Genomic DNA, 25,787 nt, shown 5'->3' on the forward strand with positions numbered 1-25,787 from the left:
TCGCGCCGCACGCCGGGGACATCGCCGACGCCGCCACGAGCAAGGCGGCGCCTCCGCCGCGCCGCGCGCGGGGCGGGGACGCGACGCCGCCTCCGCCGCCGGGTGCGCCGGGTGCACCGGGCGCGCGCCCGGGGGGTACGCCTCCGCCGCCGGGTGCTCCGGGCGCTCCGGGAGCCCCCGGTGCTCCGGGTGTGCCCGCCGCTCCGGGTGCGCCGGGTGCGGCAGCGGGCGCGTACGTGCCCACGCAGCTGATGGCGTCCCTCGGTCCCGACGGCCCGGACGGGCCCGCCGCCCCGGCCGGTCCGGGCGCGCCGCAGGCGCCGGGGGCCCCGACTCCGCCCGGTCCCCCGACTCCGCCCGGTCCCCCGACTCCGCCCGGTCCCGTGGCCCCGCCCGGTCCCGTGGCCCCGCCGGGAACCCCGGGTGCGCCGGGCGGTACGCCTCCCGGCGGTGTCCACCACGCCGCCACGATGCTGGCCGGCCCCGGAGCGGCGGGCCTCGGTGCCGGTGCCCACCAGCCGCCGGGCGCCCCGCAGCCTCCGGGTGCTCCCCAGCCGCCGGGCGCCCCGCAGCCTCCGCGGGCCCCGGGCATGCCGGGCGCGCCTCAGCCGCCCGGCGTTCCCGGCGCTCCGGGTGCGCCTCGGCCGCCTGGTGCCCCTGGTGCCCCCGGCGCTCCGGGTGCGCAGGGTTCCGCAGGGGGCGCGCATGGTGCCGTACACCATGCCGAGACGATGCTGGCCGCGCCCCCCGTGGGCGGTCCGGGCGCGCCGCCGCCCCCGCAGGTTCCGGGTGTCCCCGGCACGCCGCCGGGCGCCGCGCACCCGATGCCCCCGGCGCCGGGCGCGATGCCGCCCCCCGCTCCCGTCCCCGGCCGGCCCCCGGCGTACGGCTATCCGCAGCAGGGGCGGCCGACCGTGGGCCCGGGCTATCAGGCCGTGCTGCGCTACCGCGCGCAGGACGGGTCGGAGCAGCAGCTGATCCGGCGTTCGGCGCCGGGCACGCCGCATCCGGAGTGGCAGATCTTCCATGAGCTGCGGGCGATGAACGTGCCGCCGGACCAGGTGCTGGAGCTGCACACCGAGTTGGAGTCGTGCGAGCTTCCGGGCGCGTACTGCGCGCGGATGATCCGCGAGCAGTGGCCGCAGGCGCGGATCACCAGCATCGCGCCGTACGGCACGGACCACGCCGGCCGCCGGCAGGGGATGCAGCAACTGCTCGCGCACCAGGGCGAACTGCACCAGGTGGCCGACGGTCCCGCGCGCCCCGCGCCGGTGCGTGCGCCGTTGCCGCCGGTCGCGCCGGTGCCGCCGGTTCCGCCGGAGGGCGTGGCGCAGGAGCTGGCGGGGGCGTTCGGGCCGGGCGTGTTCCGGTTCGAGCAGGCGGCGGTGTCCCGGCAGGGTGTGCCGCCGGTGGTGGCGCAGACGCTGGTGGTGGCCGGACTGCCGCTGGACATGGGGCCGTTCTTCTGGGCGCAGGCCCAGCCGGGGCGGCCGGTGCCGACGCTCGCCGAGCTGGCGCAGGAGCGGGGGGTGCGGCCGGCGCCGGACGCGGGCTCGTACCTGGTGATGGGCAGCGACTTCGGCAAGGCGGTCTGTGTGCAGTACGGCACGGCGCACATCGTGGCCGTGCCGGTGGAGGCCGGGCCGGGCGGTGCGCCGGTGCCGCCGCAGTTCGTGAACACCGGGCTGCCGGAGTTCGTGCGCTGCCTGGCGCTGCTCGGCCGGATGTGGCGCCTGCGGTTCGGGCTGAACCAGGAGCAGGCCGGCCGCTGGACCGTCGACTTCCAGGCCCAGTTGGCCTCCCTGGACCCGGCGGCGCTGGGCTCGCCGGAGAGCTGGTGGTCGGTGCTGCTGGAGCAGATGTGGGACGGACTGCTGTGACGGGGACGCCGGACTGACGTCCCCCGCGGACGCGGACACGCACGTGAGGACAGGGCCGGGCCCGGTCGTACGACCGGGCCCGGCCCTGTCGTTCGTCGGACGGCGTGTGCGGGGGTGCCGCGGGGGGAACCCCGGCTGCGGAGTGTCGGATTATGACCCTTTCTGTCTGATAGATCAAGATATGCGCTACATCACCGTCGCTTGAGGGGTTCCGGCATGAGCAGCGCATCCGTGTCGCCACATGGCTTCGTGACAGTCCGGGGGCGCGGCTACCGCCCCGAACAGGTCGATGCGTACGCCGACGCGTTGTCCGGGCATCGTGACGCCGCCTGGGAACGCGCCGCCCGTCTCACCGTCCTCGCCAGGGAGATGGAGGAGGAGGCCGAGCGGCTGCGGGAGGCGGTGGCCGAGCTGCCGCAGCAGACGTACGAGGCCCTGGGCGAGGGCGCGCGGCGCCTCTTCGAGCTGGCGCGGGACGAGGCCGCGGCCGTGGGGGAGCGCGCACGGCGCGAGGCGCGCGAGTGGCGTGCCCAGGCGGAGGCGTACGCCGATGACGTGCGCCGGGCGGCGCAGGAGGAGGCGGACGCGCTCCTGGCGGAAACCGAGGAACGCACCCGGCACCGGCTGCTCGCGGCGCGCGCCGAGGCCGACGAGATCCGGATCACCGCCCGGCATGAGGTGAAGGAGGGCCGCACGGAGGCGCTTGCCGCGTTGCGCGAGGTCCGGCAGCGCACCGCCGGGATGCTCGCCGAGCAGGAGAAGGAGCACGCCGAGCGCTGGGCCGAGGCGGACCGCGAGGCCGTGGAGAGCGCCGCGGCCCTGGACGCGCGGCTCACCGAGCGGATGGCCCGCGCGGAGGCCGCCCTGGCCGAGGCGCAGCGGGAACTGGCCGACGCCGAGCAGACCGTCCGGCGACGGCAGGAGAAGGCGCGGGCGCTGGCCGCCGAGGTGCTCGCCCAGGCGCGGTCCCGCGAGGAGCACATCGCCCGCGCGACGGAGCAGGTGCTGCGGGAGCACGACGAGCGCCGGGACGACGTACAGGCGCAGATGGACTACGTGCGCAACAGCCTCGCGGCCCTGACCGGAGGGCGCGCACCGGCGGAGTGAGCGGCGCCGCGCACCCCCTTCAGCGCCTCCTCCGTACCGCCCCTGGCAGGATCCACCCCGCCACCGCCTCGTACCGGCGCCGCTGCTCCTCCGCCCTGCGGCGGCCGGCACGCCACCGTGCCCAGCCGTCCGGAGGCGAAGCCCAGGGGGACGGAGACCAGGCCCGTGGCGGGTGCGGGGGGAAGGAGGTGGAGCCGGCCTCGGGGAAGGCGGAGACGGGCGGTCCGGAAGACTACTTCGGCGTCCGGCGTCAGGACCGGGACGGGTCGTGGGACATCGCGGGTCCCTCGCGTGGCTCGGGCCCGTGGCGGCGGACCGCAGGGAGGTGGGGGGGCGAGCCACGCTCGCTGCTCGGCGGGCCGGGCAACGCGGCGTTTCCTCACCCGGCCGAGTGGTCGGTGTGCGCTTGCTCCGGGAACTCGCCGGTGGTCCGCGCCGTCACCGGCGTCGATCCGTCCGAGGGCCGGGCGGTCTCGCGGCGGCGGGTCACGCCTCGTCGATGACCGGGAAGCGGCGCGGCGCCAGCGCCAGCAGCACCACGAAGGCGAGGGCGGCCGCGCACGCCGCGCCCAGGTACACGGCGTGGACCGCGTCCGCGACGGCCCGCCGGGTCGCCTCGGACACCGCCCCCGTGTCCAGGCCGTGCGCGACGGCGTCCAGGTCCGCGCTGCCGAGCCGGCCGGCGAGGACGCCGTTGGCGACGGCGCCGAAGACCGACGCGCCGACGGTCTGGCCGGTCTGCCGGCAGAAGAGCACCGAGGCCGTGGCCGTGCCGCGCTCCGACCAGCCCACCGTGGACTGCACGCCGACGATGAGGGGGAGCTGGAAGAGGCCGAGCGCGGCCCCCAGGAGGAGCATCACGAGCGCCGGCTGCCAGGCGCGGCCCGGGTACGGCAGGAGCGGGAAGGCGAGCAGGACCAGGGTGGCCGCGCCGATGCCGAGCGCCGCCGTGTCGCGGAAGCCGATCCGGCGGTAGACGTGCTGGCTGAGGGCCGCCGAGACCGGCCAGCTCAGCGTCCACACGGAGAGCACGAACCCGGCCGCGACCGGGCCGAGGCCGAGCACCGACTGGGCGTACGTCGGCAGGAAGACCGCCGGGGCGACCATCAGCAGGCCCAGCGCGCCCAGCGCCAGGTTGACCGCGGCGATCGTACGGCGGCGCCAGACCCAGCCCGGGATGATCGGCTCGGCCGCCCGGCGTTCGATCACCACGAGCAGCGCGACCAGCGCGAGTCCCGTGCCCAGCAGGGCGATCGACGGCGCCGACGGCCACGGCCAGGCCACCCCGCCCTGCACCAGCGCGGTCAGCAGCACCCCGCCGCAGACGAACACGGTGAGCGCGCCCGACCAGTCCACCCGCGCGCGGGCGGCTCTCGGGCGGCGCGGCTCGTGCAGGTGACGGACGATCAGCCACAGGGCGACGCCGCCGATCGGCAGGTTGAGCAGGAAGATCCACCGCCAGTCGGCGTACGCCGCGAGGACCCCGCCGACCGCCGGGCCGGCGACCGCCGACACCGCCCACACCGTGGACAGCCGGGCCTGGATCCTCGGACGCTCCTCCAGCGGGTACAGGTCGGCGGCGAGCGTCTGCACCGTGCCCTGGAGGGCGCCGCCGCCCAGCCCCTGGACGATGCGGAAGACGATCAGCGCCCACATGTTCCAGGCGAGCGCGCACAGCAGCGAGCCGAGCAGGAAGACGGACGCGCCCGTGACCAGGACCGGTTTGCGGCCGAAGGTGTCGGAGAGCTTGCCGTAGACGGGCAGGGTGACGGTGACGGCCAGCAGGTAGCCGGAGAAGAGCCAGGAGAAGACGGAGAAGCCGCCCAGGTCGCCGACGATCTGCGGTACGGCGGTGGAGACGACGGTGGAGTCGAGCGCGGCCAGCGCCATGGAGAGCATGAGGGCCGCCGCGACGGCTCCCCGCCTGCCGCTCGCGGCGCGCCGCCCGGTGTCGCGCACCGCGGGTCCGGTGCCGCCCACACAGATTCCTTCCCCTTGCACCTATCTGCCGTCCGACAGCTTCCCACTCGACCCCGGTACGGGGGAGGGCGCAGCCCGAGTGGGCCGGGAGGGGGACCGGACCCTGAGGCGGACTCCTCCGCAGGGGGGACCGCCCCTAGGGGGACCTCCGTACCGCGCCTCGGGGAGGGTTCGTCCGGGCGGAGGACGAAGGGCGCCCGGGCCGTCCCTAATCTGGCTTTACGCCGCTGGGGGCGCCGCCGGGAGGGCAGTCGAGGGCGGTGGGCCGCACCTTGGGGGGTGGGGTTTTCCTCAGGGCAAGAGGGGGCTGTGCACCATCGAGCGGCGGCCCCTCCTGCCGCGAGACTCATCGGCGTACCACTTCGCACGACACCGCGACACCGCACGACACCGCGACACCGCACGACACCGCGACACCGCGACACCGCACGACACCGCACGACACCGCGCGACTGCGCGCGAGCCCGCGCCGGCCGGTACGGGTTCGTGAGGGGCCGTGCTGTCCCATTGCTGACCGACATAGGAGACATACCGTGACATCGGCTGTGACCATTCCCAGGCACGGGGGCACTGGAGAGCGAACGGCCGTTGCCGCGCGGGCGCGGCAGGTCGTCAAGGCGTACGGGTCCGGGGAGACCCGCGTCGTGGCCCTCGACCACGTCGACGTGGACGTCGCCCGCGGCCAGTTCACCGCGATCATGGGCCCGTCGGGGTCCGGCAAGTCCACCCTGATGCACTGCCTGGCCGGGCTCGACACCGTCACCAGCGGTCAGATTTACCTGGACGAGACCGAGATCACCGGTCTGAAGGACAAGAAGCTGACGCGACTGCGCCGGGACCGGATCGGGTTCATCTTCCAGGCCTTCAACCTGCTGCCGACGCTGAACGCGATCGAGAACATCACGCTGCCCATGGACATCGCCGGCCGCAAGCCCGACAAGGCCTGGCTGGACCGGGTGGTGGACACGGTCGGGCTCGCCGGGCGGCTCAGGCACCGGCCGGCGCAGCTCTCCGGCGGCCAGCAGCAGCGGGTCGCCGTGGCACGGGCGCTGGCCGCCCGGCCCGAGATCATCTTCGGTGACGAGCCGACCGGAAACCTCGACTCGCGCGCGGGCGCCGAGGTGCTGGGCTTCCTGCGCCGGTCCGTGGACGAGCTGGGGCAGACCATCGTGATGGTCACGCACGACCCGGTGGCCGCGTCCTACGCGGACCGGGTGCTGTACCTCGCCGACGGCCGGATCGTCGACGAGATGCACCGGCCGACCGCCGACGCCGTCCTCGACCGCATGAAGGACTTCGACGCCCGGGGGCGCACGTCATGACCGTGCTGAGAACCTCGCTGCGCAACTTCCTCGCGCACAAGGGGCGGATGGCCCTGTCGGCCGTCGCCGTGCTGCTGTCGGTGGCCTTCGTGTGCGGCACGCTCGTGTTCACCGACACGATGACCACCACCTTCGACAAGCTGTTCGCGGCCACCGCCTCGGACGTCACGGTCAGCACCAGGGGCTCGTCGGACAGCGGCGAGACCACGGCGGACAACGGCAGGCCGCCGGTCCTGCCCGCCTCCGTCGTCGACGAGGTCGGCAGGACGGACGGCGTGAAGTCGGCGGAGGGGACGGTCGTCTCGACGTCGGTGACCGTGATCGACGCCGACAAGGACAGCCTCTCGCCGACCAACGGCGGCCCCACCCTCGTCGGCAGCTGGACCGCCAACGAGGCCCGCACCATGGAGATCACCTCCGGTGCCGCGCCCCGGAGCGCCGACCAGGTGATGGTCGACGCGGACACCGCCGACAAGCACGGCCTGGCGCTGGGCGACGAGATCGGCGTCATCACCGCCTTCGGCACCCACCGGGCGAAGGTCTGCGGCATCGCCGACTTCACCGTCACCAATCCCGGCGCGGCGATCTTCTACCTCGACACGGAGACCGCCCAGCGGACGCTGGTCGGCGAGACCGGGGTCTACACCCACGTCAACGTCACCGCCGCGCCCGGCGTCAGCGACGCCCGGCTGAAGCAGAACGTCTCCGCCGCGCTCGACGGCGGCTACAAGGTGCAGACGGCCAAGGAGGTCGCGGACGCCAACGCCGCGGACGTCCAGGAGTTCATGGGCGTCATCAAGTACGCGATGCTCGGCTTCGCCGGGATCGCCTTCCTCGTCGGCGTCTTCCTGATCATCAACACCTTCTCCATGCTGGTCGCCCAGCGCACCCGGGAGATCGGCCTGATGCGGGCCATCGGATCGAGCCGCGGGCAGGTCAACCGCTCGGTGCTGATCGAGGCGCTGCTGCTCGGCGTCGTCGGCTCCGTGCTGGGCGTCGGCGCCGGCGTGGGGCTCGCGGTGGGCCTGATGAAGCTCATGGGCGCCATGGGCATGAACCTCTCGACGGACGACCTCACCGTCGTCTGGACCACCCCGGTCACCGGCCTGGTCCTGGGCGTCGTGGTCACCGTGCTCGCCGCCTACCTCCCGGCCCGCCGGGCCGGCAAGGTCTCGCCGATGGCCGCGCTGCGCGAGGCGGGTGCCCCGGCCGACGCCAGGGCGGGCGCCGTACGGGCCGTGGCGGGGCTGCTGCTGACCGGCGCGGGCGGGGCCGGGCTGTACCTCGCCGCGGCCGCCGACACGGCCGGGAACGGCGCCCTGTGGCTGGGCGCGGGCGTGGTGCTGTCGCTGATCGGCTTCGTCGTCGTCGGTCCGCTGCTGGCGGGCGCGGTGGTCCGGGTGCTCGGCGCCGTCGTGCTGCGCGTGTTCGGCCCCGTCGGCCGGATGGCCGAGCGCAACGCGCTGCGCAACCCGCGCCGCACGGGCGCCACCGGCGCCGCGCTGATGATCGGGCTGGCACTGGTGGCCTGCCTGTCGGTGGTCGGCTCCTCGATGGTCGCCTCGGCGACGGAAGAGCTCGACAAGAGCGTCGGCACGGACTTCATCGTGCAGTCCGACAGCGGGCAGCTGATCACGCCGCAGGCGGTCGAGGCCGTGCGGGCGGCCGACGGCGTGGACCGCGTCACCGAGTACAAGGGGACCGAGGCCGACTTCCGGACACCCGACGGCGCCGTGTCCGAGGACACCGCCATCACGGCCGCCGACCCGACGTACGCGCAGGACCTGCGGGTGGAGACGGTCGCGGGCGACCTCGCCGACGCCTACCGGCCGGACTCGATGTCCGTCCACGAGGAGTTCGCGAAGGACCACGGCGTCCGTCTCGGGTCCAGCATCGCCGTCGACTTCCGCGACGGCGCCACGGCCCGGCTGACGGTCCGGGCGATCACCAGCAGCGAAGCGGTGATCGACCAGGGCGCGATGTACACCTCGATCGACACCCTCGCCAGGTACGTTCCCGCGGAGAGGATGCCGCTCGACTCGCTGGTCTTCGCCTCGGCGCAGGACGGCCGGGAAGCCGCCGCGTACACCGCGCTGAAGGCCGCGCTGGACGACTACCCGCAGTACAGCGTCCGGGACCAGACCGACTACAAGGAGGCCCTGCAGGACCAGATCGGGCAGCTGCTGAACATGATCTACGGCCTGCTGGCCCTCGCGATCATCGTCGCGATCCTGGGCGTGGTGAACACGCTCGCCCTGTCGGTGGTCGAGCGGACCCGGGAGATCGGCCTGATGCGGGCGATCGGCCTGTCGCGCCGGCAGCTGCGCCGGATGATCCGCCTGGAGTCGGTCGTGATCGCCCTCTTCGGTGCCCTGCTGGGACTGGGGCTGGGCATGGGCTGGGGCGCCACGGCCCAGCAGCTGCTCGCCCTGGAGGGGCTGAAGGTGCTGGAGATCCCGTGGCCGACCATCGGCGCGGTGTTCGTCGGCTCGGCCTTCGTGGGGCTGTTCGCCGCCCTGATACCGGCCTTCCGGGCGGGCCGGATGAACGTGCTCGACGCCATCGCCACCGAGTAGCCACCGCATACGGGGGTTGCGGGGGTGGGCCCGGCGCCGGGGAGTCCTTGAAGGACTTCGCGGCGCCGGGCCCTGCCGCATGCCGTGAGGACGGGTGGGCGGGTGCCGGCCCCACGGCCGTGTGCTTCCGGCCCGGTGTGGTCACTCGCCCGGGTGACGGGCGCGGCGGCGACGTACCCTGGAGACCCCCGGCCCGCCCCGCGTGTCGGGTGGTTCGCGTTGCCCACGCCTGCCACCGGCCGGCCCTTGCCCACAGTCCCAGCCATCCGCAGTCCAGCCATCCGCAGTCCAGTCACTCGCAGTCAGCACTCACAGTCCAGTCACCCCAAGCCGAGTCACCCGCAGTCCAGTCACCCCAAGTCCAGTCACCCGAAGTTCAGTCACCCGGACGGAAAGCCCCCCATGAGCCTGCACGGTCTGCTCGACGCCGTCGTCAAGGACGCCGCACTCGCGGAAGCGATCAAGGCGGCCACGGACGGCAACCGGATGCATGTCGATCTGGTCGGCCCCCAGGCGGCCCGCCCCTTCGCCGTCGCCGCGCTGGCCCGCGAGAGCGGCCGCCCGGTGCTGGCCGTGACCGCGACCGGACGCGAGGCGGAGGACCTGGCGGCGGCCCTGCGGTCGCTGCTGCCGCCGGACGGCGTCGTGGAGTACCCGGCCTGGGAGACGCTCCCGCACGAGCGGCTGAGCCCGCGCAGCGACACCGTGGGCCGCCGCCTGGCCGTGCTGCGCAGGCTGGCCCACCCCAGCCCCGACGACCCCGAGACCGGCCCGGTCTCCGTCGTCGTGGCACCTGTGCGGTCCGTGCTCCAGCCGCAGGTCAAGGGCCTGGGCGAGCTGGAGCCGGTGGCGCTGCGCGGCGGGCAGACCGCCGACCTGAACCGCGTCGTCGACGCCCTCGCCGCCGCCGCGTACGCGCGCGTGGAGCTGGTCGAGAAGCGCGGCGAGTTCGCCGTGCGCGGCGGCATCCTGGACGTGTTCCCGCCCACCGAGGAACACCCCCTGCGCGTCGAGTTCTGGGGCGACGACGTCGAGGAGATCCGCTACTTCAAGGTCGCGGACCAGCGCTCCCTCGAAGTCGCCGAGCACGGCCTGTGGGCACCCCCGTGCCGCGAGCTGCTGCTCACCGACGACGTGCGCGCACGCGCGCGTGCCCTCGCCGAGGACCATCCGGAGCTGGGCGAGCTGCTCGGCAAGATCGCCGAGGGTATCGCCGTGGAGGGCATGGAGTCCCTCGCGCCGGTCCTCGTCGACGACATGGAGCTGCTGCTCGACGTGCTGCCCAAGGGCGCCATGGCCGTCGTGTGCGATCCGGAGCGGGTGCGCACGCGTGCCGCGGACCTCGTGGCGACCTCCCAGGAGTTCCTCCAGGCGTCCTGGGCGGCCACCGCCGGCGGCGGCGAGGCACCCATCGACGTGGACGCGGCCTCCCTGTGGTCCATCGCCGACGTCCGGGACCGGGCGCGCGAGCTGGACATGATGTGGTGGTCCGTCGCGCCGTTCGCCGCGGACGAGGCGCTGGCGTCCGCCGCCGACGCGGCGGGCGACCCGGACACGCTCAAGCTCGGCATGCGCGCCCCGGAGACCTACCGCGGCGACACCGCCAAGGCGCTCGCCGACACCAAGGGCTGGCTCGCCGACGGCTGGCGCACGGTCTTCGTCACCGAGGGGCACGGCCCGGCCGCCCGCACCGTGGAGGTGCTCGGCGGCGAGGGCGTCGCCGCCCGGCTGGACGCGGACCTGGGGGACATCTCCCCGTCCGTGGTGCACGTGGCGTGCGGCTCGATCGACCACGGCTTCGTCGACCCGGCGCTCAGGCTGGCCGTGCTCACCGAGACCGACCTGTCCGGCCAGAAGGCGGCCGGCCGGGACGGCGCGCGCATGCCCGCCCGCCGCCGCAAGACCATCGACCCGCTCACCCTGGAGTCCGGCGAGCACATCGTCCACGAGCAGCACGGCGTGGGCCGCTACATCGAGATGGTGCAGCGGACCGTGCAGGGCGCCACCCGCGAGTACCTGGTGGTGGAGTACGCCCCCGCCAAACGCGGCCAGCCCGGCGACCGGCTGTACATCCCGACCGACCAGCTGGAGCAGATCACCAAGTACGTCGGCGGCGAGGCACCCACCCTGCACCGTCTCGGCGGCGCGGACTGGACGAAGACCAAGGCGCGGGCGAAGAAGGCGGTCAAGGAGATCGCCGCGGACCTGATCAAGCTGTACAGCGCCCGGATGGCGGCGCCCGGACACGCGTTCGGCGCGGACAGCCCCTGGCAGCGCGAGCTGGAGGACGCGTTCCCCTACGCGGAGACGCCGGACCAGCTGACGACCATCGCCGAGGTGAAGGAGGACATGGAGAAGTCGGTCCCGATGGACCGCCTGATCTGCGGCGACGTCGGCTACGGCAAGACGGAGATCGCCGTGCGGGCCGCCTTCAAGGCCGTACAGGACGGCAAGCAGGTGGCGGTCCTGGTACCGACGACGCTGCTCGTGCAGCAGCACTTCGGGACGTTCAGCGAGCGGTACGCGCAGTTCCCGGTGAACGTGCGGGCGCTGTCCCGTTTCCAGACCGACACCGAGGCGAAGGCCACCCTGGAGGGCCTGCGCGAGGGCTCGGTGGACGTCGTCATCGGCACCCACCGCCTGTTCTCCTCCGAGACCGAGTTCAAGGACCTGGGCCTGGTCATCGTCGACGAGGAGCAGCGGTTCGGCGTCGAGCACAAGGAGCAGCTGAAGAAGCTGCGCGCCAACGTCGACGTCCTGACCATGTCCGCCACCCCGATCCCGCGCACGCTGGAGATGGCGGTCACCGGCATCCGCGAGATGTCGACGATCACCACCCCGCCCGAGGAACGGCACCCGGTGCTGACCTTCGTCGGCCCTTACGAGGAGAAGCAGATCGGCGCGGCCGTCCGGCGCGAACTGCTGCGCGAGGGCCAGGTCTTCTACATCCACAACCGCGTCGAGTCCATCGACCGCGCGGCGGCCCGGCTGCGCGAGATCGTCCCCGAGGCGCGCATCGCCACCGCGCACGGCCAGATGTCGGAGTCCGCGCTGGAGCAGGTCGTCGTCGACTTCTGGGGGAAGAAGTTCGACGTGCTGGTGTCGACCACGATCGTCGAGTCCGGCATCGACATCTCCAACGCCAACACGCTGATCGTCGAACGGGGCGACACCTTCGGCCTGTCGCAGCTGCACCAGTTGCGCGGGCGCGTCGGCCGCGGGCGCGAGCGCGGGTACGCGTACTTCCTGTACCCGCCGGAGAAGCCGCTCACCGAGACCGCGCACGAGCGGCTCGCCACCATCGCCCAGCACACGGAGATGGGCGCGGGCATGTACGTGGCCATGAAGGACCTGGAGATCCGCGGCGCCGGTAACCTCCTCGGCGGCGAGCAGTCCGGCCACATCGCCGGGGTGGGCTTCGACCTGTACGTCCGGATGGTCGGCGAGGCCGTCGCGGACTACCGCCGCCAGCTGGAGACCGGCGGGATCGAGGAGGAGCCGCCGCTCGAGGTCAAGATCGAGCTGCCGGTCGACGCGCACGTCCCGCACGACTACGCGCCGGGCGAGCGGCTGCGCCTCCAGGCCTACCGGGCCATCGCCTCCGCCAACTCCGAGGAGGACGTCAAGGCCGTACGGGAGGAACTCGTCGACCGCTACGGCAAGCTGCCGGAGCCGGTGGAGAACCTGCTCCTGGTGGCCGGCCTGCGGATGCTCGCGCGGGCGTGCGGCGTGGGCGAGATCGTGCTCCAGGGGAACAACATCCGCTTCGCGCCGGTGGAGTTGCGCGAGTCGCAGGAGCTGCGGGTCAAGCGGCTGTACCCGGGAACGGTCGTCAAGCCGGCGGCGCACCAGGTGCTGGTGCCGCGCCCGAAGACGGCGAAGGTGGGCGGCAAGCCGCTGGTCGGGCGGGATCTGCTGGGCTGGGTCGGGGAGTTCCTGGCGTCGATCCTGGGGTCGTAGGGGCGAGGTACCCCCGAGCCCGCTCCGCGCGGCCTGCGCCGGTCGGAGCGGACCCTCTCAGGCGGAGCGGAACAGCATCGTCGCCGGCGTCCGGAAGACCTCCTCGGGGTCCCGTCCGCCGACCGGGTCGTCGAGGTGGTGGCCGAGGAGCAGTGCGGCGAAGCCGTGGGCCAGGGACCAGGCGGCGATTCCGGCGAGGCGGGCGTCCGTGCCGCGCTGCTCGGGGGACACGGCGGCGACGGCTCCGCGCAGGGCGTCACCGGCGAGGGCGCGTGCGGTGGTGAGTTCCAGATCGTCCGCGCGGAGCAGGCCGGGGGTGAACATCACCTGGAAGTGCGCGGGGTGCTCGCGGGCGAAGCGGACGTAGCGCACACCCGTGCGCCTGGACGGTCGCGAGCCCCGAGTCGGTGCTGGCGGCGCGGGAGCGGGCGGTCGACCGGGCGTACCGGACGCTGTTCGGTGACCGTGTGGACAGCCCCGGTCTGGCGGAGGCCGCCGCTCTCGCCCGGCGTGCGGCCGAGGCGGCGGACACGGCGGGCCGCCCGCTCGCCGCCGCCAACGCCGCGCTGCCCTGGCCGGACGCCCCGCACCTGCAACTGTGGCACGCGGCGACGACGCTGCGGGAACACCGAGGTGACGGCCACCTCGCCGCCCTGCTGGTCGCCGGCCTCGGTCCGGCAGAGGCTCGCGTGTCCTTCGCCGCGACAGGCGCCGCCTCCGTCGAGCGTTTCGCGAGCCGTGGCTGGAGCCCCGGCGAGTGGACGGCGGCGCGCGACCGCCTGACGGCGAGGGGGCTGACGCACGAGGACGGCACGGCCACCGAGGCCGGCCGGGCCCTGCGCCGGCAGGTCGAGCACCACACCGACCGGCTGGCGGCCGCCCCGTGGGACGCCCTGGGCCCCGAGGCCACCGCCCGTCTGACGGAACTGCTCGGCGACTACTGGGTCACGGTCATCGGTTCCGGCCTGCTGCCCTCCGAGACGGCACTGGGCATCGGCAAGATCTGAGACGAACCACCCGCGCCCGTACAGAGGAAGCCGCCCGCGGGTGGTGGGCTCCGCGGGCGGCCCTTCCTGCGAGGTGGCTCCGGGCGGCCCCTCTTGCGAGGTGGCTCGGCGGGCCGCCGCCGGGGCGTCGCCCCGCACGAGCGGCCGGGCATCCTCCGTGGATCTCCGGCCTACGGCCGGTCGGGCCGGTCGCGGTCCGTGCCGAGCCTGCCCTCGATGTGCTGCTGGGCGGTGTCGACCTGGTCCCCGTACTTGTTGCCCGTCTTCTCGTTGGCCTTCTTCTCCGCGGCGTCGGACATTTCCCGGGCCTTGTCCTGTGCCGCCTTGTTCCTGAACCTGTCGAAGATGCCCATCCAGAGCTCCTTCCGGAGGTGACTCAGAACCGACGATACGCCGGAGATGTGTGGTGTGCCGGATGAGTGCCCCCACGGTCCGGACCCCCCGGCCGCTACCGTGTCACCAGGCACGGTCCGGCCGCGCGGGGGCAGAAGACGTGTCGGCAACCAGGGTGAAGAGCAGGGCGGACAGCAGGGGGAGGGGCGCACCGATGCGTCTGAAGGGCGGGGCGGCGGCCGCCGCCGCGGTGGCGCTGGTCGCCGTGGCCGGCTGCACCGAGCAGACCACCGGCACCGGCGGGCCCCAGGGCACGGCCGATGGCGCCGCGGCCCTGGTGGCCGCGGAAGCGCTGCCCGTGAAGGGACGCGCGCCCAGGACGGGATACGACCGGGACCGGTTCGGCTCACCGTGGGCGGACACCGACTCCAACAGCTGCGGCACCCGCGACGACATACTCCAACGCGACCTCGCCGACGTGGAGTTCAGTGGCGGTGGCTGCACGGTGACCTCGGGGACCCTGGACCCCGACCCGTACACCGGCAAGGACGTCACCTTCGTACGCGGCCGCAGCCAGGTGGACATCGACCATGTGGTCGCCCTCTCCGACGCCTGGCAGAAAGGCGCCCAGCAGTGGGACCCCGGCAAGCGCATAGCCTTCGCCAACGACCCCCTCAACCTCGTCGCCGTCGACGCCGGCACCAACCGCGCCAAGGGCGACGGCGACACGGCGACCTGGCTGCCGCCCAACCGCTCGTACCGCTGCACCTACGTCGCCGCGCAGGTCGCCGTGAAGAAGAAGTACGGGCTGTGGGTGACCTCCGCCGAGAAGTCGGCGATGACGCGGGTCCTCACCGACTGCCCGGGCCAGCGCCTGCCGACGGGCGGCAACCCCACCCAGGCTCCACCGCGCTTCCACGCGGACTGACGCCGTCCGGACCGGCCGACGGAACACGCGTCACGTCGAGCCTGATGCCACGCCTGGCGTTGCCCCACGGAGCTGAAGACAGCGAGCCGCGCCGAGCGTCCCGCCATGGTCGGCCGAGTACTCGGCACGGCCGGCAGCCGGCCGGAGTCCGCCGTCAACGACCTGGTCGGCCACGCCCATGACCCGCGCATCGCCGCCGAACTGCCGCAGTCCGCCCAGGACGAGCGGGGCGAGGCCGTCGCCCACGCGCACGGCGTCCCCTTCGCGCTCGCCGTCGAAGGCCGGGGCGAACTGCCCGCCCGGGGCTGGGACGAGATGCTCGCGTGGGCGTCTCCGACCTGCGCCCCGGAGCCCGCCCCGACACGGTCAGCGGAGCTTGTGAACCGAGTCAATGCAATCCACGGATATCCAGTAGTACACGGCGTGTACGCCCGGATCGAGGAATGCGCCGATATGCTCGGCACACATCGGACGAGGGGAGCCAGGCGGGTGCAGGACGACGTGACAGAGGTGACCGCCGCCGGCATCGCCCGGCTGGCCGGTGTCGGCCGGGCCGCGGTGAGCAACTGGCGCCGTCGCCACGCCGACTTCCCCAGGCCGGTCGGCGGTACCGGGACGAGCCCCTCCTTCGCCCTCGCCGAGGTCGAGAGCTGGCTGCGCCGCCAGGGCAAACTCGCGGAAGTCTCCCTGCGGGAACGGGTCTGGCAGCAGCTCGCCGGGCACCCCCGGGGCCCGGTGGCCGCACTCACGCACGCCGGCTGTGCCCTGCTGCTCATCCACGACCGGCCCATGGTGTGGCTGGAGGTGAGCGCGGGTTCCGACGAGCGACTGGCGGCGATGCTGCCCGCGGCGCTGGAGCAGGTGATCGTCCCTCGGTTCGGCGGGCGGCGGGTTCATGACCGCGCCGGGGAGTCGCCCGGTGCGAACGAAGGCACTGTTGTGAACGCCGCGTTGGCAGTTCACAGCGCGTTCGGCGTGCCCACTCCCGTCCTCCACATCCCCACCGGCCCCACCCCCCTCACGAATCCCACCCCCACCACCCCCGCTCTCGACGTCCCCACCGGCCCCGCGCTCCTCCCCTCCGCCCCCCTCCTCCGCGGCACCGCCGAACTCGCCGCCGAGCTCGGCGCCCGGCAGGCCTTCGACTTCCTGCTCGGCAGGCACCTGGACGCCAACCCCCGCCAGTACCCGCTCACCCCCACCGACCTCGCCCGCCTCATGGCGGACCTGGCCGGCCCCGCCCGCACCGTCCTGGACCCCGCCTGCGGCACCGGTGCCCTGCTGCGCGCCACCGCCACCACCCCCGGCCAGGAGCTGTACGCCCAGGACAGCGCCCCCGAGCTCGCCGCGCTCACCGTGCTCCGGCTCGCGCTGCACCGCGCGGCGACCGTCCACGGCGCCGTCGGCGACACCCTGCGGGCCGACGCCCACCCCCAGGTGCGCGCCGACGCCGTCCTGTGCCATCCGCCGTTCAACGAGCGCGACTGGGGGCATGACGAACTGGCGTACGACCCCCGGTGGGAGTACGGCTTCCCCGCGCGCACCGAGTCCGAGCTGGCCTGGGTGCAGCACGCGCTCGCCCGGCTGACGGACGGCGGCACCGCCGTGCTGCTCATGCCGCCCGCGGCCGCGTCCCGCCGTTCCGGCCGCCGTATCCGCGCCGACCTGCTGCGGCGCGGAGCGCTGCGGGCCGTCGTCGCGCTGCCGGTGGGGGCGGCGCCGCCGTACAACATCCCGCTGCACCTGTGGGTGCTGCGCAGGCCGGACAAGGCACCCGCGCAGCCGGAGGTGCTGCTGGCCGATGTGGGGCAGTTCGCCGCCGAGGGGCGCGGCGGGCCGGACTGGCCGGCCGTGCGGGACGCCGTCCTCGGCGCCTGGCGGGACTTCGACCGGGCGGGCGCGTTCACGGAGCGGCCGGGGCTGGCGCGTGCCGTGCCGGTCATCGAACTCCTCGACGACGACGTCGACCTCGCGCCCGCCCGGCACCTGCCGCCGCCCACCGCGGCCGACGGGGCCGAACAGCTCGCGGCGGTGCGCGAGCGCCTCGGTGAGACGCTCCGGCTGACCTCCGACCTCACCGCGCCGCCCGTGCGCACCGCGCCGCCCGCGCGGTGGCCGCTCACCACCGTCGGCGAACTCGTGCGCGGGGGCGCGCTGGTGCTGCGTACCGGCGGCAGCGGCGGCCACGCGCGCGTGGCCGTGCTCACCGACCACGACGTGCGCGCCGGAACCGCGCCCTCCGGCACCCTTCCCGCGAGCGGCGAGGAGGCCGTGCTGACGGCGGAGGGGGACGTCGTCGTGCCGGTGCTCGGCGGCGGCGCGGTGGCCCGTGTCATCGACGGGACGACCGCGGGCGCCGCCCTGGGCCGCCATCTGGTCCTGCTGCGGCCCGACCCGGCGGCGCTCGATCCGTGGTTCCTCGCCGGGTTCCTGCGCGGCACCGCCAACAACCGCCAGGCCAGCAGTTACGCCTCCACCGCCACCCGGCTCGACGTGCGCCGCCTGCGGCTGCCCCGGCTGGCACTCGGCGAACAGCGGCGCTACGGTGCCCGGTTCCGCGCGCTGGACGAGTTCGAGCGGACGCTCAGGCACGCGAACCGGCTCGGGGAGCACCTCGTGCGCGGGATGTACGACGGCCTGACGGACGGCACGGTCGCCCCCGATTGATCCCGGGCCCGGCCGGTCCTCGCCGTACGAGCCGTGGGAAGTGATCAGTGTGACAACGGTTCGGTACAACCCGGGACCGCTTGTCGGTGTCGACCTATACGCTCGAAGCGACCATCACACGACTGGCGCCGCCCGGCGCCGGTCGACTCCGTACACGCACTTCAGGCACCAGGAGCAGTCATGCATGGCCACGGCTACCCGCAGCCGGTGAAGCAGCCGCCCCCGACGGCGTGGCTGGTGCTCGTGCGTGTGCTGTTCGTCGTCATCTCCCTGCTCAGCCTCGGCTTCCTGACCTGGACGATGCTGCTGCGCCTGGCCATCGTCACGCGCCGGTCGCTGGACTGGGGCCTGTTCGTGGCCGTGCTGGCGATCGACATCCTCGCCGTGGTCCTGCTCGGCACCGAACCGGGCGAGGAGATCCACACCGCGGGCGGCTGGACGGGCCTCGCCCTGCTGCTGGGCACGCTGGTGGCGACGATCGCGTACTACCTGGCGGCGGAGGTGCGCCACTTCCACCAGATCCGCTTCGGCGGCGGCCACGCACCCCGGCCGGCCACGGCGTACGGCTACCCGCGGCCACCCGCGCCGTACACCGCCGAGACCACCCGGCCCCGGCCGCCGGGCACCCCGCACGGCGGCACGCACACTCCCCTGGCCCCACCCCCGCCCCAGCCGCAGAGCCCACCCCCGTCCCGGGCCGAGCCGCACCCGCAGCCCCCGCCGCCGCGGCGCCCGGCGCCCGCGCGCATCGACCAGGTGCGGGCCGAACTGGACGAGCTCAGTGACTACCTGCGCAAACAGGGCGGTCAGCGGGACGGCGAGCACGAGGGCGGAAGGTGACCGTGACGACAGGACGTGTCGTCGCCGGCCGCTACGAACTGGCCACGCTCATCGGCCAAGGCGGCATGGGCCAGGTCTGGACGGCGTACGACCGGCGGCTGGACCGGCGGGTGGCGGTGAAGCTGCTGCGGCCCGACAAGGTGGCCGGGCAGGAGGCCGACGAGCTGCGCCGGCGCTTCGTGCGCGAATGCCGGGTGACCGCGCAGGTCGACCACCCGGGGCTGGTCACCGTGCACGACGCGGGCAGCGAGGGCGAGGAGCTGTTCCTCGTCATGCAGTACGTCGACGGCGCCGACCTCTCCGACCACCTCGCGGAGCACGAGCCGTACCCGTGGCAGTGGGCGGTCGCCGTCGCCGCGCAACTGTGCGCCGTGCTGAGCGCGGTGCACGCCGTGCCGATCGTGCACCGCGACCTGAAGCCGCGCAACGTGATGGTGAAGCAGGACGGCACGGTCACGGTCCTCGACCTGGGCGTCGCCTCGGTCATGGACACCGACACCACGCGCCTGACGCACACCGGTTCGCCGATCGGCTCGCCCGCGTACATGGCGCCCGAGCAGGCCATGGGCGGCGCGGTCGGCCCGTACACGGACCTGTACGCGCTCGGCGTACTGCTGCACGAACTCCTCAGCGGTGAGGTCCCGTTCGCGGGCTCCACGGCGCTCGGGGTGCTGCACCGGCACCTGTACGAGCCCCCGCTGCCGGTGCGCCGGATCCGCCCCGAGGTCCCCGGGCCGCTGGAAGCGCTGGTGCTGCGGCTGCTCGCCAAGGACCCCCAGCACCGGCCGGGCTCCGCGCAGGAGGTGTACGAGGATCTGGCGCTGCTGCTGCCCGCGCGCGGCACCCCCACAGGCGCCCCCCTCGACCCCACGCGGCCCTTCCTGCGCCCGCACGCCCCGTGGCCGGACCGCGCGCGCACGCCCGCGCCCCAGCCCGCCCCCGTCGCGCCGGCCGCCGGGAAACCGGACGTCGCCGGCGCCGTCGATGAGGTCAAGCGCCTCCTCGGCGAGGGCCGGATCACCCAGGCCGTCGACATCCTCGGCGCGATCCTGCCGGCCGCGGCCGAGCAGCACGGCGAGCACTCACCGGTGGTCCGCACGCTGCGCAAGCAGTACGCCGCCACGCTCATGGACGACGGCCAGTACCGGCGCGCGCTGCCCGAGCTGCGCCGCCTCGCGGACGAACGCGCCGCCGAGGCCGGGCAGGCCGACCCGCAGTCGCTGCGGTTCCGCTACGAGGCCGCCCAGTGCCTCGAACAGCTCGGCGAACCGGCGGCGGCGCTCGCCGCGTACCGGGCGCTGCTGCCGTACTACGAGAACCAGTACGTCTCCGGCGACCCCGAGCTCGCCCACGACGTCCGCCGCCGCATGGGGCATCTGCTGCTCGCCCTCGGCGACCGGGCCGCCGCGCACGACACGCTGGTGCGCCTGCTGCACGATGTCGAACGGCTGAACGGGCCGGGGCATCCGCTGGCGGTGGAGGTGCGGCGGACCCTGCAGTGGCTGGGACAGGTGCGCGGATAGTCCTCTGGCGGCCGGGCGGCGCGGCGGTGCCCGAAGTCCTGGTGAATCGTTGGTCGAATGGGTTGGCCAAAGCCGGACTGCTGCCTACCATCGATCACCGCAAGACTTTGTGCCCCGTCGCACAATCTCCTCGGGAGGTTCCCTTGCACCGCCGCCGCCGCACCGCGCTCCTCCTGTCCGCCGCGATCGCCGCGGCCCCCGTCCTCACCGCGTGCGGAAGCGACGCGCATCCGGGCGCGGCGGCCGTCGTCGGCGGTCAGCGGATCACCGTGGCGCAGCTGGAGAACCGGGTCAACGAGGTGCGCGAGGCGCAGCGGGCGGCGGTGGGCGACGAGGCGCAGTACGCGCAGATGATCGCCGAGAGCGGCGGCCTGACCCGCGACACCCTGCACGGCATGGTCCTGGACCGGGTGCTGCACCGCGCCGCCCAGGACGCGGGCGTCACCGTCAGCCGCAGGGAGGTGCAGCAGATGCGGGACGGGCTGGAGCAGCAGGTCGGCGGCGCGCAGGCGCTGGAGACGACCTGGCTGCAGCAGTACGGAGTGGCTCCCCGGCGCCTGGAGGAGAACCTCCGCCTCCAGCTGGAGGCCCAGAAGCTCGCCGCCGAGCTCAACACCGACACCAGCCGGCCGGCCTTCTGGAAGGCGCTGTCGGACGCCTCGCAGAAGCTGGACGTCGACCTCAACCCCCGGTACGGCAGCTGGGACGTCCAGCGCAGCAGCCGGATGGACGCGAAGACGCCGTGGGTGCGGGACGTCACGGCGCAGGGACAGCAGACGGCCTGACGCGGGAAGCGGGCGGCCTGACGCGGGAAGCGGGCGGCCTGACGCGGGAAGCGGGCGGCGCGGGGCGGGAAGCGGACGGCGCGGGGCGGGAAGCGGACGGCGCGGGGCGGGAAGCGGACGGCGTAGCGCAGGCGCGGCGGGCAGCGCACTGAGCGTGTCCCGATCATCTGACGATCACAACGCCGCCTGTGGACAACTCGCGGGCTTGTCGGCGGCGTGGGTTACGTTCGGATCGTGAACGCCATCAGCAACCCCGGCCCCGGACGCATCGTCCTGCTCACCACCAGCCACCGCGTCGCCCCCGGCCTGCTCTCCTGGCCCGCGTGGCAGGCGCTGCACGCCGCCGACCGGGTGCTGTGCGCGGACGGGACGCACCCGCAGCTGCCGTACCTGCGGGAGGCGGGGATACCGGTGGAGGAGGCCTTGCCGGCCGCCGAGGAACTGGTCGAGGCGTGCGCGGACGGACGGACCGTGGTCGTCGTCGCCACCGGCGAGGGCGAACCGGCCCTGACCGACGGCCTGGCACGGCTGGCCGGCGGCGGACGGCTGCGGATGCCGGAGCTGGAGCTGCTCCCCGCCTCCTACGACCTGCCCGGCGCCCGCCTCCTCGACCTCGTGCAGGTGATGGACCGCATCCGCGAGGAGTGCCCCTGGTCGTCCCGGCAGACCCACCAGGGCCTGGCGAAGTACGGCATCGAGGAGGCGTACGAGCTGGTCGAGGCGATCGAGGACGGCGACCGCGACGAACTCCGCGAGGAGCTGGGCGACGTCCTGCTCCAGGTCGTCTTCCACGCCCGGATAGCCGAGGAGGACCCGGACGCCCCCTTCTCCGTGGACGACGTCGCGGCCACCATCGTCGCCAAGCTCATCCACCGCCACCCGCACGTCTTCGGCGAGGAGACCGCCTCCACCCCCGAGGAGGTCAAGGAGCACTGGCTGCGCACCAAGGCCCAGGAGAAGCAGCGGACCTCGGTGACCGAGGGCGTCCCGCTGCACCAGCCGGGCCTGGCCCTCGCGGCGAAGCTGGCGTCCCGGGTGCGCACGGCCGGCCTGGACGTGCCGCTCCCGGCCGGCGAGGACATCGGTCACGAGCTGCTGACGCTGGCGATACGCGCCGAGGCGGAGGGCGTCGACCCGGAGGCGGCACTGCGCGGAGCGGCCCGGGCCTACCGGGACGCGATCAGGGCGAGGGAGGCGGACCCCACGGCGTAGGCGGCAGCCCCGTCGGTGTGTCAACGGGCGCCGCGCTCAGTACGGTTGGGACACAGGCAGACGTACGACGTGGGGGGCGGGCGTGGCGCGGGATACGGAACTGCTGGCCGCCCAGGCCGCCAAGTTACTCGTGGAGTGCTTGGCGGCACCGGACCGGGCGGAGGACCGGGCCTGGTTCGTGCACTGGTTCCAGCGCCGTCAGCTGCCCGACTACGCCGAGAGCCTGCTCGCCTTCGACGGCGACGCGACCCCCGCCACCGCCGCCCTCTTCCTTGAACCGCTGTGGCGAGGACGTCTGCGCACCGGTCTCAGACAGCGGCCGGCCGGGGAGGCGGCCGACCAACTCGTCAGCCTCGTCGAGTTGGTGCTGCACCGCAGGACCGCGCTCGACCTCCCGCCCACCCCGTCCTCCCCGGCCGGCCCGCCCGCACCGCACGCCGCCTGCGCCGACCACCTCGACTTCGGCGGCAGCACGTTCCACGGTCCGGTCGTCGGCGTCCAGCACGTACGGCACCTGTACGGGGACCCGCCGGGCTCCGGGCGCCCGCGGCCGACCGACTGGCCGCCGGCGGTGGACCTGGAGCCACTCGCGCACGGCGTACGTCCGACCCGCCGGGCGGAAGGGCTGCCGGTGCTGCCCCCGTATGTCCGCCGGGACGCGGACGGCAGGGTGAGGTCGGCCCTCGCGCAGGCCGTCCCGAAAGGCGGGCTGGTGGTCGTCCTCGGCGAGCCGTTCGCCGGGAAGACCCGGACGGCGCTGGAGGCGGTGGTCGACGCCCTGCCCTATGTGCGGGTGTTCGTGCCCGCGCAGGGCGAGGATCTGCGGACGCTGCCCGCCGCACTGCGCGACCACCCCGAGCCCTGCCTGCTCTGGCTCGACGATCTCGACGCCCATCTCGGTCACGGAGGCCTGGAGCCGCGGCTGCTGGCCCAGTTGTTCGGGCAGCGGGCGGTCGTGGTCGCCACGCTGCGCGAGAGCGCCTACGACGCGTGCCGGGACGGCCCCGGTGGGCGGGTCCTGGACGTGGCGCAGGTGGTCGAGTTGCCCCGCGAGTGGAGTGGGGACGAGCGGCGGCGGGCGGAGGAGGCGGGGGACCCGCGCCTCGCGGAGGCCGCTCGCCACAGCGGCGCGGAGGGCGTCGCGGCCTACCTCGCGGTCGGGCCACTGGTGTGGCGGGAGTGGCAGCGGGCCCGGCGGCCCGATCGCCATCCGCGCGGGTACGCGCTGGTGCGGGCCGCCGTCGACCTGGCGCGGTGCGGGCTGCGCGGCCCGCTGCCCCAAGATCTGCTCCTGCGGGTGCACGAGGGGTACCAGGCCGTCACCGGCATGGAGCGGGAGCCGGTGGACGAGGCGCTGGCGTGGGCGGCGGAGAAGCGTCACGGCGTGCTGCGGATGCTGCGGCGCGGCGGTGCGCGGATGTGGGAGCCCGCGGCGTATCTCGTGGACACCGCCGCCCAGGACGAGGACTTCCCGCCCGTGGCCCGCGCGGTGTGGCGGTGCGCGCTGGCGGCCGCGGACGCGGACGCGGCGTACGACTTCGAGACGGTCGCCGCGCGCGCGTGGCAGGCGTTCCGGCCCGCCGCGGAAGCGGGTGACAGCAGCGCCATGCACCACCTCGCGTTGGTCGCCGAGGGCCTCGGCGCGCAGGACGAGGCCGAGGCGTGGCTGCGCAGGGCCGCCGAGGCGGGGCAGGCGGAGTCCGCCGGGCGGCTCGGGCGACGGCTCGCCGAGCGCGGCCGCACCAGAGAGGCCGAGCCCTTCCTGGAGACCGCCGCCGAAGCGGGGGACGAGGCGGCGGCGACGCTGCTGGGGAGACTGCTGCTGAACCGTGCACGACGGTGGCTGCGCGCCGGAGCCGAAGCCGGAGATCCCGAGGCCGCGCAGCCGGCGCGGCCGTCACCGCCGGGGAGCGGCGGGGCGGACCGGGCGGCGGCGGTGGCGCACTCCGACCCGGAGAGCCCCCGCACCCCCACCGACACGGACCACACCCCGGTCTGGCACGGCATCCTGGAGGACCTTCGGTGACCAGGGCCGGTGACCAGGGCCGGGGCGAGGCCCGGGGCCGGTGCGGCCGTCGGCGGTGTGGGCGTCAGGCGGTGTGGGCGTCAAGGGGTGCGGGCGTCAGGCGGTGCGGGCGTCAGGCGGTGCGGGAGCCGGCGGTGCGGGCGAACCGCCGGCCGATGAGGGCGGGCACGGCGGGGCGGCCCGCGCCCGACGCTCCCGTCGCCCCGGCGGCTACCGTCGAGGAGTGACCGACCAGCACCATCCCGACGCCCCCGCGCCCGCCCCCGCTTCGGCGGCACCCGAACTCTTCACCTGGGAGTTCGCGACCGACCCGTACCCCGCCTACGCCTGGCTGCGCGAGCACGCGCCCGTGCACAGGACGCGGCTGCCCAGCGGGGTGGAGGCCTGGCTGGTCACCCGGTACGCGGACGCCAAGCAGGCCCTCGCCGACCAGCGGCTGTCGAAGAACCCCGCGCACCACGACGAGCCCCCGCACGCCAGGGGCAGGACGGGGATCCCCGGTGAGCGCAAGGCCGAGTTGATGACGCATCTGCTCAACATCGACCCGCCGGACCACACCCGGCTGCGGCGGCTGGTCTCCAAGGCCTTCACCCCGCGCCGCGTCGCCGAGTTCGCCCCCCGCGTGCAGGAGCTCACCGACGGCCTCATCGACCGGTTCGCCCGCGAGGGCTCCGCCGACCTCATCCACGAGTTCGCCTTCCCGCTGCCCATCCACGCCATCTGCGACCTGCTCGGCGTCCCGCGCGAGGACCAGGACGACTTCCGGGACTGGGCGGGCATGATGATCCGGCACGGCAAGGGCCCCCGGGGCGGTGTCGCGCGCTCGGTGAAGAAGATGCGCGGCTACCTCTCGGAGCTGATCCACCGCAAGCGCGAGTCCCTGCCCGCCGAACCCGTCCCCGGCGAGGACCTGATCTCCGGCCTCATCCGCGCCTCCGACCACGGTGAGCACCTCACCGAGAACGAGGCCGCGGCGATGGCGTTCATCCTGCTGTTCGCCGGGTTCGAGACCACCGTGAACCTCATCGGCAACGGCATGTACGCGCTGCTCACCCACCCCGGGCAGCGCACCCGCCTGCAACGGTCCCTCGCCCGGGGCGACCGCGCCCTCCTCGCCACCGGCGTCGAGGAACTGCTGCGCTACGACGGCCCCGTGGAGCTCGCCACCTGGCGGTTCGCCACGCGGCCGCTCACCATCGGCGGCCAGGACATCGCACCCGGCGACCCCGTGCTCGTCGTCCTCGCCGCCGCCGACCGGGACCCGGAGCGGTTCGCGGACCCGGACACCCTCGACCTGGCCCGCCGCGACAACCAGCATCTCGGCTACGGCCACGGCATCCACTACTGCCTCGGCGCGCCCCTGGCCCGGCTGGAGGGCCGGACCGCGCTCGCCGGCCTCCTCACCCGCCTCCCGGACCTGCGACTCGCGGTGGATCCGGACGAACTGCGCTGGCGCGGCGGGCTCATCATGCGAGGACTGCGGACCCTGCCGGTGGAATTCACGCCCTCCCCCTGAGCAAACGCCGGGCACCGGCACCAACGTGACACGCTCTCAAGTCTGTGATCTTCACGTGATCTGCGCGGCATGAACTTGTGACAAGTGATCGTCTGCCGATACGTTCACCCATCAGCGTGGCGCCC

General features: G+C 74.4%; 15 protein-coding genes and 3 pseudogenes. 14 read left to right on the forward strand and 4 right to left on the reverse strand.

Features of this window, described 5'->3' with window-relative positions; translation table 11 throughout:
• Both ACFF45_RS28300 and ACFF45_RS28305 read left to right on the forward strand, forming a co-directional pair.
• A partial coding sequence (locus ACFF45_RS28300) for an SUKH-4 family immunity protein (RefSeq protein WP_381349461.1) occupies positions 1-1,880 on the forward strand: 1,880 nt, incomplete at its 5' end.
• A 216-nt stretch (positions 1,881-2,096) separates the two neighbouring features.
• Positions 2,097-2,987 (forward strand): coiled-coil domain-containing protein, encoded by an 891-nt coding sequence (locus ACFF45_RS28305; RefSeq protein WP_381349463.1) that lies wholly within the window; start codon positions 2,097-2,099, stop codon positions 2,985-2,987.
• 19 nt (positions 2,988-3,006) lie between these two features.
• Here the strand turns inward: ACFF45_RS28305 and ACFF45_RS35680 are convergent.
• Together ACFF45_RS35680 and ACFF45_RS28310 are read right to left on the reverse strand one after the other, a co-directional pair.
• Positions 3,007-3,216: pseudogene (locus ACFF45_RS35680) on the reverse strand (cation acetate symporter); the annotation flags it as partial.
• A 257-nt stretch (positions 3,217-3,473) separates the two neighbouring features.
• Entirely contained in the window at positions 3,474-4,967 is a 1,494-nt protein-coding gene (locus ACFF45_RS28310; RefSeq protein WP_381349464.1) for an MFS transporter, read from the reverse strand.
• A 533-nt stretch (positions 4,968-5,500) separates the two neighbouring features.
• On the opposite strand from ACFF45_RS28310, the gene ACFF45_RS28315 reads away from it, so the two are divergent.
• The 3 genes from ACFF45_RS28315 to mfd all read left to right on the forward strand — a co-directional run bounded on the left by ACFF45_RS28315 (position 5,501) and on the right by mfd (position 12,825).
• A complete protein-coding gene (locus ACFF45_RS28315) occupies positions 5,501-6,289 on the forward strand; it encodes an ABC transporter ATP-binding protein (RefSeq protein WP_381349466.1) in 789 nt (262 codons plus the stop codon).
• Positions 6,286-8,865 carry an ABC transporter permease gene (locus ACFF45_RS28320; protein WP_381349468.1) on the forward strand — a complete coding sequence of 860 codons (2,580 nt, stop codon included), beginning with the start codon at positions 6,286-6,288 and terminating at the stop codon, positions 8,863-8,865. The genes ACFF45_RS28315 and ACFF45_RS28320 overlap by 4 nt, the downstream gene beginning before the upstream one ends.
• 402 nt (positions 8,866-9,267) lie before the next feature.
• Positions 9,268-12,825 carry a transcription-repair coupling factor gene (gene mfd, locus ACFF45_RS28325; protein ID WP_381349469.1) on the forward strand — a complete coding sequence of 1,186 codons (3,558 nt, stop codon included), beginning with the start codon at positions 9,268-9,270 and terminating at the stop codon, positions 12,823-12,825.
• A 57-nt stretch (positions 12,826-12,882) separates the two neighbouring features.
• Here mfd and ACFF45_RS28330 read toward each other — a convergent pair.
• Positions 12,883-13,203: pseudogene (locus ACFF45_RS28330) on the reverse strand (TetR-like C-terminal domain-containing protein); the annotation flags it as partial.
• A gap of 2 nt (positions 13,204-13,205) precedes the next feature.
• Here ACFF45_RS28330 and ACFF45_RS28335 point away from each other — a divergent pair.
• A pseudogene (locus ACFF45_RS28335) lies at positions 13,206-13,832 on the forward strand (SCO6745 family protein); the annotation flags it as partial.
• 170 nt (positions 13,833-14,002) lie between these two features.
• Here the strand turns inward: ACFF45_RS28335 and ACFF45_RS28340 are convergent.
• Positions 14,003-14,185, reverse strand: a complete 183-nt coding sequence (locus tag ACFF45_RS28340) for an antitoxin (RefSeq protein WP_381349472.1) — start codon at positions 14,183-14,185, stop codon at positions 14,003-14,005.
• Between the two features lie 194 nt (positions 14,186-14,379).
• Here ACFF45_RS28340 and ACFF45_RS28345 point away from each other — a divergent pair, with 194 nt between their 5' ends.
• From ACFF45_RS28345 to ACFF45_RS28380, 8 genes are all read left to right on the forward strand, one after another.
• The gene (locus ACFF45_RS28345; protein ID WP_381349474.1) at positions 14,380-15,093 is read left to right on the forward strand and encodes an HNH endonuclease family protein; all 714 of its coding nucleotides are present in this window, start codon (positions 14,380-14,382) and stop codon (positions 15,091-15,093) included.
• Positions 15,094-15,582: 489 nt separating this feature from the next.
• Positions 15,583-17,760, forward strand: a complete 2,178-nt coding sequence (locus ACFF45_RS28350) for an N-6 DNA methylase (protein ID WP_381349500.1) — start codon at positions 15,583-15,585, stop codon at positions 17,758-17,760.
• A 180-nt stretch (positions 17,761-17,940) separates the two neighbouring features.
• Entirely contained in the window at positions 17,941-18,600 is a 660-nt protein-coding gene (locus tag ACFF45_RS28355; RefSeq protein ID WP_381349475.1) for a hypothetical protein, read from the forward strand.
• 38 nt (positions 18,601-18,638) lie between these two features.
• On the forward strand, positions 18,639-20,123 hold the full coding sequence (locus ACFF45_RS28360) for a serine/threonine-protein kinase (protein WP_381349501.1): 1,485 nt from the start codon (positions 18,639-18,641) through the stop codon (positions 20,121-20,123).
• Between the two features lie 143 nt (positions 20,124-20,266).
• Complete coding sequence (locus tag ACFF45_RS28365; protein ID WP_381349476.1) at positions 20,267-20,908, forward strand: SurA N-terminal domain-containing protein; 642 nt, start codon at positions 20,267-20,269, stop codon at positions 20,906-20,908.
• 216 nt (positions 20,909-21,124) lie between these two features.
• On the forward strand, positions 21,125-22,120 hold the full coding sequence (locus ACFF45_RS28370; RefSeq protein WP_381349478.1) for a nucleoside triphosphate pyrophosphohydrolase: 996 nt from the start codon (positions 21,125-21,127) through the stop codon (positions 22,118-22,120).
• 82 nt (positions 22,121-22,202) lie between these two features.
• On the forward strand, positions 22,203-24,146 hold the full coding sequence (locus tag ACFF45_RS28375) for a hypothetical protein (protein ID WP_381349479.1): 1,944 nt from the start codon (positions 22,203-22,205) through the stop codon (positions 24,144-24,146).
• 223 nt (positions 24,147-24,369) lie between these two features.
• Positions 24,370-25,662: a cytochrome P450 family protein gene (locus ACFF45_RS28380; protein WP_381349480.1), complete on the forward strand. Its 1,293-nt coding sequence runs from the start codon at positions 24,370-24,372 to the stop codon at positions 25,660-25,662.
• Positions 25,663-25,787 lie beyond the last annotated feature (125 nt).

This window comes from Streptomyces cinereospinus (assembly GCF_042430725.1).
Lineage (GTDB): Bacteria > Actinomycetota > Actinomycetes > Streptomycetales > Streptomycetaceae > Streptomyces > Streptomyces cinereospinus.